The organism is bacterium, assembly GCA_040757115.1.
Taxonomy (GTDB): domain Bacteria; phylum UBA9089; class CG2-30-40-21; order CG2-30-40-21; family SBAY01; genus JBFLXS01.
The window spans coordinates 1-14,294 of the sequence record JBFLYA010000093.1; the positions used below are offsets into that span (position 1 = coordinate 1).

The 14,294-nt window shown below is 38.0% G+C and carries 14 protein-coding genes; 9 read left to right on the forward strand and 5 right to left on the reverse strand.

What is annotated here, in order from left to right; all coding sequences use genetic code 11:
- Positions 1-341: 341 nt before the first annotated feature.
- The 9 genes from AB1422_09680 (at position 342) to AB1422_09720 (ending at position 10,366) form a co-directional block, all read left to right on the forward strand.
- Positions 342-1,397 carry a hypothetical protein gene (locus tag AB1422_09680; protein ID MEW6619582.1) on the forward strand — a complete coding sequence of 352 codons (1,056 nt, stop codon included), beginning with the start codon at positions 342-344 and terminating at the stop codon, positions 1,395-1,397.
- A 149-nt stretch (positions 1,398-1,546) separates the two neighbouring features.
- Positions 1,547-2,434: a HEPN domain-containing protein gene (locus AB1422_09685; protein ID MEW6619583.1), complete on the forward strand. Its 888-nt coding sequence runs from the start codon at positions 1,547-1,549 to the stop codon at positions 2,432-2,434.
- A 663-nt stretch (positions 2,435-3,097) separates the two neighbouring features.
- Complete coding sequence (locus AB1422_09690; protein MEW6619584.1) at positions 3,098-3,511, forward strand: hypothetical protein; 414 nt, start codon at positions 3,098-3,100, stop codon at positions 3,509-3,511.
- A gap of 90 nt (positions 3,512-3,601) precedes the next feature.
- Positions 3,602-3,790 (forward strand): hypothetical protein, encoded by a 189-nt coding sequence (locus AB1422_09695; protein MEW6619585.1) that lies wholly within the window; start codon positions 3,602-3,604, stop codon positions 3,788-3,790.
- Between the two features lie 40 nt (positions 3,791-3,830).
- Positions 3,831-4,910 (forward strand): DNA methyltransferase, encoded by a 1,080-nt coding sequence (locus AB1422_09700; protein MEW6619586.1) that lies wholly within the window; start codon positions 3,831-3,833, stop codon positions 4,908-4,910.
- A gap of 4 nt (positions 4,911-4,914) precedes the next feature.
- On the forward strand, positions 4,915-7,401 hold the full coding sequence (locus AB1422_09705) for a protein kinase (protein MEW6619587.1): 2,487 nt from the start codon (positions 4,915-4,917) through the stop codon (positions 7,399-7,401).
- Between the two features lie 58 nt (positions 7,402-7,459).
- Positions 7,460-8,578 (forward strand): hypothetical protein, encoded by a 1,119-nt coding sequence (locus AB1422_09710; GenBank protein ID MEW6619588.1) that lies wholly within the window; start codon positions 7,460-7,462, stop codon positions 8,576-8,578.
- Between the two features lie 4 nt (positions 8,579-8,582).
- Positions 8,583-8,909, forward strand: a complete 327-nt coding sequence (locus AB1422_09715) for a site-specific DNA-methyltransferase (protein ID MEW6619589.1) — start codon at positions 8,583-8,585, stop codon at positions 8,907-8,909.
- A 572-nt stretch (positions 8,910-9,481) separates the two neighbouring features.
- Complete coding sequence (locus AB1422_09720; protein MEW6619590.1) at positions 9,482-10,366, forward strand: HEPN domain-containing protein; 885 nt, start codon at positions 9,482-9,484, stop codon at positions 10,364-10,366.
- 7 nt (positions 10,367-10,373) lie between these two features.
- Here the strand turns inward: AB1422_09720 and AB1422_09725 are convergent, their stop codons facing one another.
- The 5 genes from AB1422_09725 to AB1422_09745 form a co-directional block, all read right to left on the reverse strand.
- Positions 10,374-11,315, reverse strand: a complete 942-nt coding sequence (locus tag AB1422_09725) for a hypothetical protein (GenBank protein MEW6619591.1) — start codon at positions 11,313-11,315, stop codon at positions 10,374-10,376.
- A 242-nt stretch (positions 11,316-11,557) separates the two neighbouring features.
- Positions 11,558-12,112, reverse strand: a complete 555-nt coding sequence (locus tag AB1422_09730) for an MjaI family restriction endonuclease (GenBank protein MEW6619592.1) — start codon at positions 12,110-12,112, stop codon at positions 11,558-11,560.
- 229 nt (positions 12,113-12,341) lie between these two features.
- Complete coding sequence (locus tag AB1422_09735; GenBank protein ID MEW6619593.1) at positions 12,342-13,568, reverse strand: site-specific DNA-methyltransferase; 1,227 nt, start codon at positions 13,566-13,568, stop codon at positions 12,342-12,344.
- A gap of 169 nt (positions 13,569-13,737) precedes the next feature.
- The gene (locus AB1422_09740) at positions 13,738-13,917 is read right to left on the reverse strand and encodes a type II toxin-antitoxin system HicA family toxin (protein ID MEW6619594.1); all 180 of its coding nucleotides are present in this window, start codon (positions 13,915-13,917) and stop codon (positions 13,738-13,740) included.
- Positions 13,914-14,111, reverse strand: a complete 198-nt coding sequence (locus tag AB1422_09745; GenBank protein ID MEW6619595.1) for a type II toxin-antitoxin system HicB family antitoxin — start codon at positions 14,109-14,111, stop codon at positions 13,914-13,916. Before AB1422_09745 ends, AB1422_09740 begins: the two co-directional genes overlap by 4 nt.
- Positions 14,112-14,294: the final 183 nt, after the last annotated feature.

Sequence of the window (14,294 nt, forward strand, 5' to 3'; positions counted from 1 at the left end):
GAAATAAATAATCACACAGAGACACAAAGTCACAAAGGAATTGAATAAAACAATAAACCTTTGTGTTCTTTGTGGCTTTGTGTGAGAAAATAAAAAGGAGATATTTTAGGAGATATTTTAGGGTCAAACCGTGAATGTGGAATGCACAATAATTCGGTGAGGCAGAGGAAAAGGAAAAGACAGCGAATCAAAGCTTTTGTCTAACCCTGCGTTGCAGTTGACGGCGGGGGACTGTGCCGTGGTCAGAGTTTTGTGGTCTCTCAAAGTTTTATCTTGCTATCAAACTTTTGTGGTAATTCTCCTCGCCGCACCTGAACTTTATCGTTAGCCGAGAGGGAAATATGAAACCATTCAAATTTAACATGTCATCGCCAGTTTATGATGATCTCTTCGTAGATCGAGAGAAGGAACTACGCCAGACAATTGACTGGTTAATGTCCGGGACTGGTAACCTCATTATTACTGGAGAAAGAGGTATAGGGAAAACTAGCCTCGCTTGGAAAACCATTGCCGACACAGAGGAAAAGACTAAAGATACTTTAATTATTAGAGAAACTGTATATCAATTTCATGGTGAAGGATTTGGCACATTTCTCTCTGAGCTTGGAAAGCAAATTACTGTTTCTATATGGCAACTCATAAGTGGCAAATCGTTTTCGGAGCTTTTTTCTGGGTCTTTGGATTTCGAGAAGAAAAAAATTGAGTCAAAGAATATTAAGGCTCTCCGCCGGATTTATAATATCCTTTCGGCATCTCAACTCTCGTCCAAAGCTACCGAAATGGGCAAAATCGGTGGGAAATTATTCATAGAAGCTGGACTCCAAGAGGGACTCGAAAAGGGGATGACCCGTATGGCAATCACGAACTTCGAGTTTCTTGCCATCATTGATGAACTCAAGGAGATCGCCTCAAGACATGGATATTCACGGATTGTTGTAATAGCAGATGAGTTCAACTATTTGCATTTTTCAGAACAGAGCGATTTTGTAAGGACTTATTTCCAAATCCTCAATTCTCGGAATATACTATTCGGATTGATAGGTTTCAATATTGATCCTTGGTCAGTTCCCGGACTTAGCCAATGTGTAGAGACATATATTCCACTTGGTCCATTTGAATCTTCTGACCATGTCCGCCAACTAGTCTCAGTCGGTCTCCCACAAGCGGAAAACGCCGATATTCGCAACTTCTTGATTTCCGAGGATGTATCCCAGCAGATATTCACCGAATCAAAAGGGAATCCACGACTTATTCAAGCATTTTGTTTTAACTTCATGAGGGAATTGGAAGTAATTGAAGGGAGTCGTGACTTCTCCAAGGCATTTGAACTTGCCAAACGGGAAATTGTAGAACAAGTTTTAAGACAAGAAGAAATGATGAAGAGATTCAAAGGCTAACAAATCGCTGCACCTGACTGCGGGGGGCTGTGCTGTTTTCAAGGTTTTGTGGTTTATCAAGGTTTTATCTTGCTAACAAAGGTTGGTGGTGATTCTCCCCGCGGCAGGTGAGCTCAATCGTTAGGCTACTGAAGTATTGAGGATTTATCATGAAAACAACCATAGATCATCTTCCTGACTACAAGCAAGAGGAACTCGAAAATATTATCGGAATCATCCGTAATGCAGCAAAGGTGGAAATGATTATTCTGTTTGGAAGCTATGCACGGGGAGACTTTGTAGACCACGATTTTCGATATGATGCTGAAGAGCAACACTTCACAAGTTATGAAAGTGATTTTGATATCATGGTGATTGTGAAGGAAGAAAAGGTAGTAGACGATTATAAGATTTGGAATAAGGTTGAAAATCAAATCAGACACAAGATTCATACACCAACAAAGCTTATTAGGGAAGATATTGAGCATGTCAATGAACAACTCTCAGTTGGCAGATACTTCTATGCTGATGTCAAAAAAGAAGGTATACTACTTTATGATTCAAAACGATTTCAGCTGGCAAGAGCAAGAGAGCTTACCCCAGGAATAAAAAAGGCACTGGCAGAGGAGGATCATAAAATTTGGTTTCCCAAGGCGAAGGAATATTTTGTGTATTACGAAACTGGTTTTGAGAAAGGTTGGAATAATTCAGCTGCTTTCAATCTCCACCAGACTACCGAACATCTTTACACTGGCGCTTCCCTCGTTCTTACCAGCTACAAACCAAGAACGCACGATCTGGAAAAATTAACAGAGCGGATGGAAAAGATCGATCGAGATTTTGCCAAGATTTTCCCGCGGGAAGAAGGTGAAGAAAAGCGATTATTTGAGCTTCTTAGAAAAGCCTATGTTGATGCACGATACAAGAAATCGTACAAAATCACCAAGTCTGAACTTGAATACCTTGCCGACCGTGTGAAGAAACTACGCAGATTGGCATTAAAAAAGTCTCGGGAGAGGATTGAGCAATTTGAGAAAGAAATTATCACAAAAGCCTAACTAATCGCTGAAGCTGACGGGGGGAGGTATTTTAGGGTCAAACTGTGAATGTGGAATGCACAATAATTCGGTGAGGCAGAGGAAAAGGAAAAGACAGCGAATCAAAGCTTTTGTCTAACCCTGCGTTGCAGTTGACGGCGGGGGACTGTGCCGTGGTCAGAGTTTTGTGGTCTCTCAAAGTTTTATCTTGCTATCAAACTTTTGTGGTAATTCTCCCCGCCGCACCTGAACTTTATCGTTAGGCACTTGAATCCATTGCATAAATTATGATACAATTCCAGCTGTTGCGGCAAACAGGATGAAGGTTTCTCACAGCATTCCCGCAGAGACGAACCAGAGAAAATCAGATAGCGGTCAGCATCCATAGAGAAGTAGGGTAGGCGGTCGAGGGGCCAGGAACCACAACCAAAACGAAGGACGAGAGGCGTACTACAACCGTAGATAGGAACTACAGAGGAGAGCAAAATCTAATCAAGCAGAGGAGACCTTGGGTCCAAGGGATATTGCCTAACCCGGCGCTGCACCTGACTGCGGGGGGCTGTGCCGTAATTAGAGTTTTGTGGTATCTCAAGCTTTTATCTTGTTTACAAAGTTTGGTGGTAATCCGCCCCGCAGCAGGTGAGCTTTATCGTTAGCGGAAATTTTGCTTAAAAAGGTAGAATAATGAACAAAACAAAACTTGGTTCAGAAACGGCAAAAGGAGGATTTGCAAACGAGAAAGCAATTTGTAAAAAATTCAATGACTGGGAAAAGGATATAGAAGCACAGAAATGGCTTAAAATAATGGGATATGATATTAAAAAACTTGATTCTGTCCAAGCAATTCAAATTCCTACCAGAATAAAGAAGATTGAATTAAGTAAGTTTGAAGTTAAAGAAGAAGAATATGAGCAATTTGTGAGATTTAAAAAGGCAGATGCTCAAATAAGAATTATCATAAAGATTAGAAATATACTAAAAATTGAGAACTTATCACTAAAGAAAGCAAATTCAGATGCTGATTATAATCAAATTGACAAAAGAACCATTGTAGACTATCAAGAGATGTGGAGGTTTGATGATATGCCTTTGAATTGAAATGTCTTTAGAACCATAAATGAAAGGCAAAGAGAAGAAAAGAGTTTTTTAAATTAGCACAAATTACAAGCACCTTAAAAAGGAGTAAAAATGCATAAGGATTTTAGATGTTATATGGGATGGCGGGAAAATCCATCAGGAACAGGAGAAGCTACCGTAGTTGTAATTCCATTAGGAGATGGATTGACCGATAAGCAATTAGGTAAATTATTGAGGCCGTTGAGAGTAACAACATTTAGTGAAGAAACAATTGATTTTAGAGTTCAAGAGCTGGATTAGGAGGTAAAGAAGATAGATGAAAATGTGTGCAATTCAGTCTTTGACTAATAATGAATACAAGGAAAATACATTTCACCAACTTTCACCGTATTTGGGGAAACTAAAATCTAATATAGCAAAAAAACTAATATTAAGTTATACTAAACCATATGATACTATTTGTGATCCATTTTCAGGTTCGGGGACTGTTGCATTAGAATCTTTAACACTTAATAGACATATTATAGCAAACGATATTAATCCCTATGCAGTTATTTTGACTAAAGCAAAAATGTACCCTCCAAATTCGTTAGATGAAGCTTTGGAAAGAGCAGAATATTATCTTAATTGTACCAAAGAAGAAATGACCAGGATATCTTTATCAAGAATACCAAAATGGGTAAGAACCTTTTTCCATCCAACTACCCTTAAAGAGACCTTATCGTTAGTTAGATTATTAAAAAGAAATGAGGAATACTTTATTTTGGCCTGCGTACTTGGTATTCTTCATCATCAAAGCACGGGATTTCTTTCATATCCATCAAGCCATATAGTTCCATATCTGAGAACAGAAAAATTTCCCAAAGAAAGATTTCCAACATTATATACCTATAGAGATATTAGGCCAAGACTTCTTAGTAAAATAAAGCGTGTATTTAGACATTTTCTCAGAATAGCTCCGATGTTATTTCGAGAATGCAAAACAGAATGTGTTGAGAAATTAGAATTACCAGAAAATAGTATTGACGCTGTAATAACCAGCCCACCATATATGGATACATTGAGTTATGGAGGAGATAATAGATTGAGACTGTGGTTCCTGGGAATAAACGATTATCAATACTATGATAATAAGAGTCCTCGAAATCCACAAGATTTTCATCTTTTAATAAAAAATGCGTTGAGCAGGCTTTATTTTGCATTGAAGTCAGATTCATATTGTATATTTGTAGTGGGAGAAGTGAAAAAGGGTAAGAAATCCATTAACACATCTTCAATAATTCAGGATGTTGTTCTTAGTAATGGTGGTTTTAAAATATTGAGTGTAATTGAAGATGAAATCCCCTATTCAAGGAGAATAAGAGGGAAAAGAGATACGATTAAGAAAGACTGGTTTGTTATTATGAAAAAGGAGAAATAATACTATGGCAGAAAGAAATTTACCTCAGGAGAATGAATTCCAAGGAGAGCAGGTGCTCGGTTATAAACTCTGCAAGGAAATTGGCAGAGGGAAAATAGGGGTAGTCTATAAGGCGTCACATTCCAGAACAGGGGATATAGCAGCTTGCAAGATAATTCCAAAAGAAAATTTGAAAAGTGGATGGGAGACCGAAATAGAGAAAATTGCAAAATTGAGTGGTATCTCAACCGTAGCACAATATAAAAAACATGCCGCAGAGCAAATTAAGGAGTTACCGTATATTTGCATATTTTATGAGTATGTAGGCTATGGAAATAAACCTGCCCTTAATTTAAGAGAATATATAATACAAAATCCTAATCAAATCTCCTTGTTTTTTATTGATATATTAGTTCAGAAGATTTTAGAAACTTTTCATGCTATGAAAACTGTTGGTATTAATCACAATGACCTTCATGAAGGAAATATTTTAATTTTTCATGACCCTCGCTCTATTGAACCAGAAACGCCAATTATAAAAATAACAGATTTTGGAATAGGTGGTTCATACAACAAATTAGAACCTAAAGATGATTATAAACAGCTAGTTTTAATCTGTCATACCTTGCTTGAGAAATTGAGTTATTCTGAGATGGATGGAAAAGATAAATTTCTTTACGACAATTACATTGAGGATTTTTTCCCTAAAAAAGTATTAGAAACTCATCCTACAGAGGGAATATTTGTAAGAAATCCAAGAGAGCTCCTCAGAATTTTTAAAGAAGAAATCCCTCAAAAGTATTTGGAGGAATATACCAAAAGCTACATATCCAGTATGCCAGCCAAATTAACACATCCTTTTGACTATCTACGGTGTGAACAGATAGGTAATTCATTTGAGCTCTTACATCGTCTCTATTCTGAAAAGTTTCTTGGATATTCTGATTTATTAATAAGAAATAATACTATTTTGACAGGTCCACGGGGTTGTGGAAAAACAACCATATTTAGAAATATGAGTTTAAAAACACAAATACTCGGAGATAAAATAAAAAAAGGTGAAGATTACAAGGAAAAGTATATAGGAATATATTATCATTGCAATGATTTATATTTTGCATTTCCTTACCTTAAAGAAAAGATTTCTGATGAAAATAGAAAAGCGATAATACATTATTTCAACCTTTCAATCTTATATGAAATCTTAGACCTTTTAGAAACTTCAAAAAATAAGCCAGGGTTTGAATTAACTGATAGGACGATAGATGAATTACAAGGTTTTTTAAGAGGATACTTTCCCTCATACCAAATACCACCTTTAGGAACGGATATTTTGGCTCATCTAAGGTCAATAATTGTTAATGAAAAACGAATTACACGCCAATGGTTTGAAAAAGGCAGTAATGATAAGCAAAAACCATATTTTACTCCTATGGACTTTATTAGAAAGTTATGTAATTTAATTCAAACGGATATACCATGGGCAAAAAATCGGGCAATTTACTTCTTTTTAGATGATTATTCATTCCCCAATATTTCTAAGCAAATCCAAGAAACCTTACATGATTTTATCTTATTTCCAAGTGAAGGGTCTGAGTATTTTTTTAAGGTTTCTACCGAAAGTATTGTCTCTTTTCACCCATATAGTTCCAAAGGAAAATTATTGGAAGAGGGAAGAGAATATGTTGTAGTGGATCTTGGATACTTCTTCTTGCGTGATGATAAAAGAGCCGAGTCGTTCCTTTTCGAAGTAGTTAATAACCGGCTAGAAAATTCCCAAGAAATTGATGAGGCATATAAAGATATAAAGAAAATTTTGGGAGAGAGTGATTATTCAGCTAATAAACTTGCTTACGAAATTAGAGAAAAGAAGCCGGAACATGTCCATTACTATGGCTTGAATATTATAGTTAGATTATGCACTGGAGATGTTGCTCAAATCTTGGATTTAATCAAGCACATTTTTGAACAGGCTGGAGGTTATAGTCTATTTACTAAAGCAGAAGGAATTGAATTGCCAATTAAGAAAGAGATACAAAATAGGGCAATTAGGGAAGCAGGAAATAAATTTCTAAGTAACCTTGAAAACTGTCCGAATTATGGTCGAAAATTAAGAAAGATTGCTGAGGCGTTTGGTGAGGTTGCGCATCATTTCTTGATGACAAGAAATTCAAAAAACCAGGATAAATATCCTCCATGGCAAGCAGTTAGAATTGAAGTAACAGAACCTATTGATTTAAAAGAAAGTACATTAGAGATATATAATGAATTATTGCGTTACAGCATATTTATCAGAGATATAGTAGGTAAAAGTCAATGGGGCAAAGTTGCTCCAAAACTTTATCTACGCAGATTATTGATACCAACCTTTTTACTTACTCCAAGCAAAAGGGATAACATTGGATTAAGCAAAGATAAGTTTTTAAAGTTGTTAAGAAATCCGAAAGGTTTCACAAAGGATATGAAAAAGAAAGAACCAAGAAGAAAGAGGTTGCAACCAGATGAAAGATAGGGTTGTCTTTTTTAACCCGTAGAAGTAAGGGAAAAGTAAAAAGTAGGTAAAAGGGAAAATGATGAAAAAAACAGAGAATAAAGAAAGTTTTGAAGAAATCCTCCCTCCAATTGAGGAGTTAAAGTTAGATAATATTTCCTCCGATGCAACTATAATAGCACCGGCAGGATTTGAAGATAGATGTCTTTCATTTTTGGATAAACTTATTATTTCTAACAAGAAAGTTGCAAATGTTATTGGCGTTGAATATGAACCATTTAGTCTAAAAAATAGAAAGAAAGAATTTGAAAGTAAAGCCGAAAAGGTTTCTTTGAACAAGGTTGAATGGATAACTTATGATAGATTTAATCCTGAAAATTTTTATGGCGATTTTGAAAAGGCAAAAGGGCTTATTAATGAAACGGCTGATGTAATAATAGATGTATCTGGAATGTCAAAATACTTGATAGTCATTCTCTTAGACATCCTTAAAGACTTTGATAAAAATATAATTATCATTTACTCTGAAGCAGAAATTTACCATCCAACTAAAGAAGAATTTAAATCAAAAAAATCGAAAAAAAGAGGAAGTCCAGAGGTAATACCTACATTCTTAACAAAAGGAATTTATAGAATAACTCTGACAACATCGCTTTCCAGTATTGCTATGCAAAATGCGCCATTATTGTTGATTGCCTTTCCCAGTTTTAATTATAAAGAACTTACAGCACTACTGAATGAAATAACACCCCAATATCTCATTGAAATTGAAGGCAGGCCCCATGAACAACATAACTATTGGAGACGGGATGCTATTCGTGAGATTAATGAGAGGATTCCCGAGGATTTTATCTTTACTAAGATAGACAAAATAGAACATAGAGAATTGACCACTTTTAATTATATAGAAACTGTTTCGGTATTAGATGAAATCTACAAGAAATTTAGATATACACACAAATGTATAATTGCTCCTACAGGAAGTAAACTTCAATCAATAGGGGTTTTTTTCTTTAAGCAATTGCATCTTGAAGTTCAGATTGTTTATCCTGCCGCAGAGAAATTTACAAAGGGATATACGGAAGGATGTAGGTATATATGGATGATAAAATTTCCAAACTTTTGTAGTTATATAAAAAGTTTAGAAAACTACTCCAGAGCTAATCTAATTTCGTTAAAAGATTTGGTAACCGTTTAGTATTATGGAGAAATATTTGCTTTCATTTGGGCAAAATCAGCGGATTCCTTCTGCAAGACAACTTATTTACAAGGATAGGCGAGCAAATCCACTTGGAAAAATTCCTGATGATGTGTGGCAATTTTCAAGAATCTGTGGTACCTTTAAAGAACGGATAGGAGAACATCCATGTCAAATGCCTGAAGATTTATTAGAGCTAATAATAAAAACAAGTTCTAATGAGGGAGATTTAGTTTTAGACCCTTTTGGTGGCACAGGAACAACGGCAGCAGTTGCTAAAAGATTAAAACGGAATTACATAACGATGGAGATATCTACAGAAATATTATAATGTTATATTGAAGAGAGTGGATGGTAAAGTTGAAATAAGAAGAAATAAAAAGGTTGAGATAGAAAAGCAGGGAACATTATTTGATATCATATAATTTCGCTAACCAGTCGTTGCAGCGGACGGCGGGGGACTGTGCTGTGATTGAAAGTTTTGTAGTATCTCAAGAGGTAATCGTGCTTACAAAGTTTGGTGGCGATTCTCCCCGCCGCCGCTGAACTCATCGTTAGACTAATAAAAATAATCACACAGAGACACAAAGTCACAAAGGAATTGAATAAAACAATAAACCTTTGTGTTCTTTGTGGCTTTGTGTGAGAAAATAAAAAGGAGATATTTTAGGGTCAACCGTGAATGTGGAATGCACAATAATTCGGTGAGGCAGAGGAAAAGGAAAAGACAGCGAATCAAAGCTTTTGTCTAACCCTGCGTTGCAGTTGACGGCGGGGGACTGTGCCGTGGTCAGAGTTTTGTGGTCTCTCAAAGTTTTATCTTGCTATCAAACTTTTGTGGTAATTCTCCCCGCCGCACCTGAACTTTATCGTTAGGCTACTGAATGAGTGAGGATTATATTTATGAAAACGAGTATAGACCACCTTCCTGAGTATAAACGAGAGGAACTGGAAAATATTGTTGGAATCATTCGTGCCTCAGCAAAGGTTGAGATGATTATTCTTTTTGGAAGCTATGCCCGTGGAGACTTTGTGGAGTGTGATTTTCGATATGATGCTGAGGAGCAACACTTCACAAGTTATGAATCTGATTTTGACATCATGGTGATTGTGCGAGAAGAAAAAATTGTAGATGATTTCAAGATTTGGAACAAGGTTGAAAATCAAATTAGACGCAAGATCCGTACACCAGTAAACCTTATTAGGGAAGATATTGAGCATGTCAATGAACAACTCTCAGTTGGCAGATACTTCTATGCTGATGTTAAAAAGGAAGGTGTACTGCTTTACGATTCAAAACGATTCCAACTGGCAAGAGCAAGAAAACTTACCCCAGGAATAAGAAAGGCGTTGGCAGAGGAGGATCATAAACTTTGGTTTCCGAAAGCGAAGCAGTTTTTTGTGCATTATAAGCTTGACTTTGAAAAAGGTTGGAATAATTTAGGAGCCTTTAATCTCCATCAGACCACTGAAGCTCTATACAGCGGTACTTCCCTTGTCCTTACAAGCTACAAACCTAGAACACACGACTTAGAGAAATTAACAGAGCGGATGGAGAAGATCGATCTAAAGTTTTGTGAGATTTTCCCAAGAAAAGAAGGTGAAGAAAAGAGATTGTTTGAACTCCTCAAGAAAGCCTATGTTGATGCAAGATACAGCAAGAATTATAAAATAACAAAACAAGAACTTGAATACCTTGCTGAGCGAGTGAAAAAACTACGCAGATTATCATTGAAAAAATGTCGTGAGAAGTTTAAGCAATTTGAACAGGAAATTAAAAAAGCCTAACCCATCGTTAGGCACTACCCGTAAGTATCTCATAAACCCTCAGGTAGATGTTTCCGGTCTGCGCTGCAGCCCGGCGTTTCCTGAGTAGTAGCTGGACGAGGTCGATCCTACCTTCCATCACTACCATGAGATCGCTACCGTCCATCAGGAAAATCAAGCGTCGACCTGAGGAATGGGCGCGGACTCCATCCTCAGAGTAGCCGTTAATGGCAAGATAGAGCCCAAGGGTATTGTCCAGTTTTCGTGAGAGCTTGCCCGCCAAGGAGTCGAGATCCGAAGCACGCACGGGTTCTTTCTGCCACTTGGCCTCGAGCAAGTAGTCAGTGCCTTCGAACGTGAAGGCACCGTCAATCTGCTCTCCGATCACCTTAAAGGAGGCCTTGGGATCAAGATCAAAGAGCTCAAAAAGACGACGTAGGATATTCTCAAGCCGGTATCCCCGTGCCTGGGCGTCTTCAGAAGTGAGTAAGTCCAGGTAGGCGATGGTCAACTCTTCCAGCGCCTGCTGCACAGCATCACTCTTCACCCGACGCTCGTGGGCTTCCTGCCGGCGGCGTTCGATTTCCCGCTCCTCCTCCAGGAACTCGTCGAGGCCGCGGATCTGACCTCGGAGTGCATCGACTGCTGACTTTGCACCGGCGACCTTTTTTGCGCCGTCTTCCAGTCTCGCGAGGTGGCTGAAGTCCTCAATGCGCGAGACTTCAGTCATGAGTTTGAGAAGCTGCCTCTGGTAAACGTCCTCGTTTCTCGCAAGAAACTCGATCAACTGACCTACGATGTTCCACTTGTAGTCTCCCCAGTTGAGTCTCGACAGAATCGTTGAGTCGGTAAGCGCCTGGGTTAGGAAACTCTGAAGGTCGGACTTGTACCAGTAAACCTGCGTGAGTGCCTCCTTGAGGGCGTGGAGCGCCGCAGGAGCGATCCTCTTGCATGGGTATCTCTCAGCCATCGTTCATGCCCCCTCCGTGTGCCTAACGATTGAGTTCAGCGGCGGCGGGGAAAATTGCCACTAAACTTTATAAGCACGATTGCCTATTGAGATACTACAAAACTTTCAATTACGCCACAATCCCCCGCCGTCCTCTGCAACAACTGGTTAGCGAAATTATAATCTTCCTCCATCGCAATAGATAGATTTCCTTCGCATCTACTGAGGTTATAAGTCTTCAAAGAAGATATTTATCCCATCCTTTACTTTGTCATAATAGATGATATGTACCCCGATAATTTCTGGTAACATTTGCTTTGATTCGTAGGTTTGGGGGGTTTGATGCTTATGGGAACTTCATCTATATAACCATCTATTCCCTTTGCTTCATCCTCAGGGTCAGACATTCTGTATGCTTTCCCTAAGGTTTCGGCAACGCGTTTCATTATAGCCTCTTGGAATTTAAGACCGACAAATGTCTTCACAATTACTAAGTCCTTAACCCAGTCCTCAATCATTTGGGCATCAATGAGGCTAATAACCTCTTTGAAGTTTTCCATCATCTGCAGAATTTTCATCTTCGCTTTTTCGATAGCCTCAGGGTATTTATTCAAGTACCATTTTTCCCATTCTTCAAGTTTTTTACCTTTGAATTCCTTAATCAGTTCACTCATTTGCCCAACAACTTCGGGCCTGGTTCCCTGGGCATTTTGATTCGCCAAATTGATAAGTTGGGTAGCGTATTTCGGAAATGAAACAACTTCCGCATCAAGCAGTTGCGTAATATCAATTCTATAAAGTTTTTGCCTTTTTGTCAACACGAATGCACACGAATAAGAAGCAAATATTCCCCCTTAATAAAGGGAGTTAGGTGGTTGTTGACCCATAGGCGTTAAAATATAAGGCTTATTAAAGAGGCAAAAATTAACTAAAATTGATATAACTTCCTCATTTTTAATTTTGATTTTCTTCATGAATGTTTTCGTCCTCCAATAGCCGCCTTAAACCTTTCATAGTATCGGAACGGAAAAGTTTCATCGAGCCGCACTAAATTCGTTCGCAAAAATGGAGATTAATGAAAGTTTTATTTTTAAGATACAAATAAGAGACTAAATGACTGGCTTCATCGTATTTGATCTGGTCAAATTTAAGGTAAATGCTTTGCCCTTTTAGTTTATCCCATAACCAGTTAATAGCTTCATTCTCTCTACCCGATACTGCCTTAATACCTATCAATCTCACAATAAGATCATTCGTAAGCTCCATCTCATTCGGGGTAATCACACGCCTCACGCGTAGATATTCTTCTTTTCCATTGCTATTAATGTCAATTTTCGAGCCGAAGGTCATCTTTCTGGGGTCAATCTTTTTATCAAATTGGACTGTATCATGGAATATGTAGGGTAATGTTTGTATTTGCTGTCGATAATCTATCTCCTTCCGTTCTGGTTTAACAATCTCAATAATGCTTTTATCAAAGATATCTCTTTGCTCGATACCCAATTTCTTTCTAATGATGGGTAAAAAAGACTCATTTATTTCATAACCTATCGAGTTTCTATGAAGTTTTTTTGCAGTGAGAGAAGTTGTACCACTGCCCAGGAAAGGGTCAAGTACGGTTTCTCCAACAAAACTAAACATTTTAATCAATCGTCTGGGAAGTTCCTCAGGAAACATAGCCAGATGATGATCCTGTTTTTCACCAGGAAAATTCCAATGTCCGGCGAAATATTCGTTCCATTCTTCTACGGATAGGATAGATTGTTCCTTTGCTGTTTTATTGATTTTTGGAGAGCATCCTGGCTTCTTAAATAGTAGAATAAACTCATAATCAATCTTAACAATACCATTCCGTGGATAAGGATATGAACCCATAATGGTGGCACCGCCTGTGGTATTGCAGGTTGTTACTTTTTGCCAAATGATGGCTCCCATATAATCAAACCCGGTGGACTCGCAAAATTTGATAATTTCGGTTCTTATGGGAATTACCTTGTATCGGCCATAATAAACGGCTCTTGCGAATTGGTCTCCGATATTGATACACAATCGACACCCCGTGTGTAGTGTCCGATAGCACTCCTTCCAGACTAAGTTCAGATTGTTGATGTATTCTTCATATGTATCATGGAAGCCAATCTGGTGAATATTGTCGTAGTCCTTAAGTTGCCAATATGGGGGTGAGGTTATAATAAGGTGGACAGAATCATTACTCACCTCCTGCATAGATCTTGAATCGGCAATTATAATTTTATGTCGTGTCATATCTTGCATATCCACTTACCCCTTCTTTTGTTTGTCATCAATCGGGTAGCTAACAACTGAGTTCAGCGGCGGCGGGGAGAATCGCCACCAAACTTTGTAAGCACGATTACCTATTGAAATACTATAAAACTTTCAATCACGGCACAGCCCCCGCCGTCCGCTGCAACGATTTGTTAGACTACTTCAGACCTAAATATTTTCTAATATGTTTTGCTAAGTCATTATCAATTTCGGTGTGTCTTGGAACAGGTTGTTTCTTACCAGTCGCAGGATTCATATAGAGATCATGGTTAGCTCCTGGTCTTAAGAAAATACAACCATCTTTTATAAGTTGACGAACAAATTCTTTTCGTTTCATATAGCCATAGCCACTTCTTTTATCTGATGTTCTTCTGGAACTTCATCCATAGCCATCAGAAGGTACGCATCTTTAATATTTTCTTCTAATTCCTCAATAGTCTCTCCTTGCGTCATGACTTCTGGATGTTCAAGAAGTTTACCAAGCCAAAACTTTTCTCCTTTCCAATAAATCATGGTGGTTTTCGTTTTCATGATTATTCCTCCTGCAAATATTTTATTAACAAAGTCTAACGATAAAGTTCAGGTGGGGCGGGGAGAATTACCACAAAAGTTTGATAGCAAGATAAAACTTTGAGAGACCACAAAACTCTGACCACGGCACAGTCCCCCGCCGTCAACTGCAACGCAGGGTTAGACAAAAGCTCTGATTCGCTG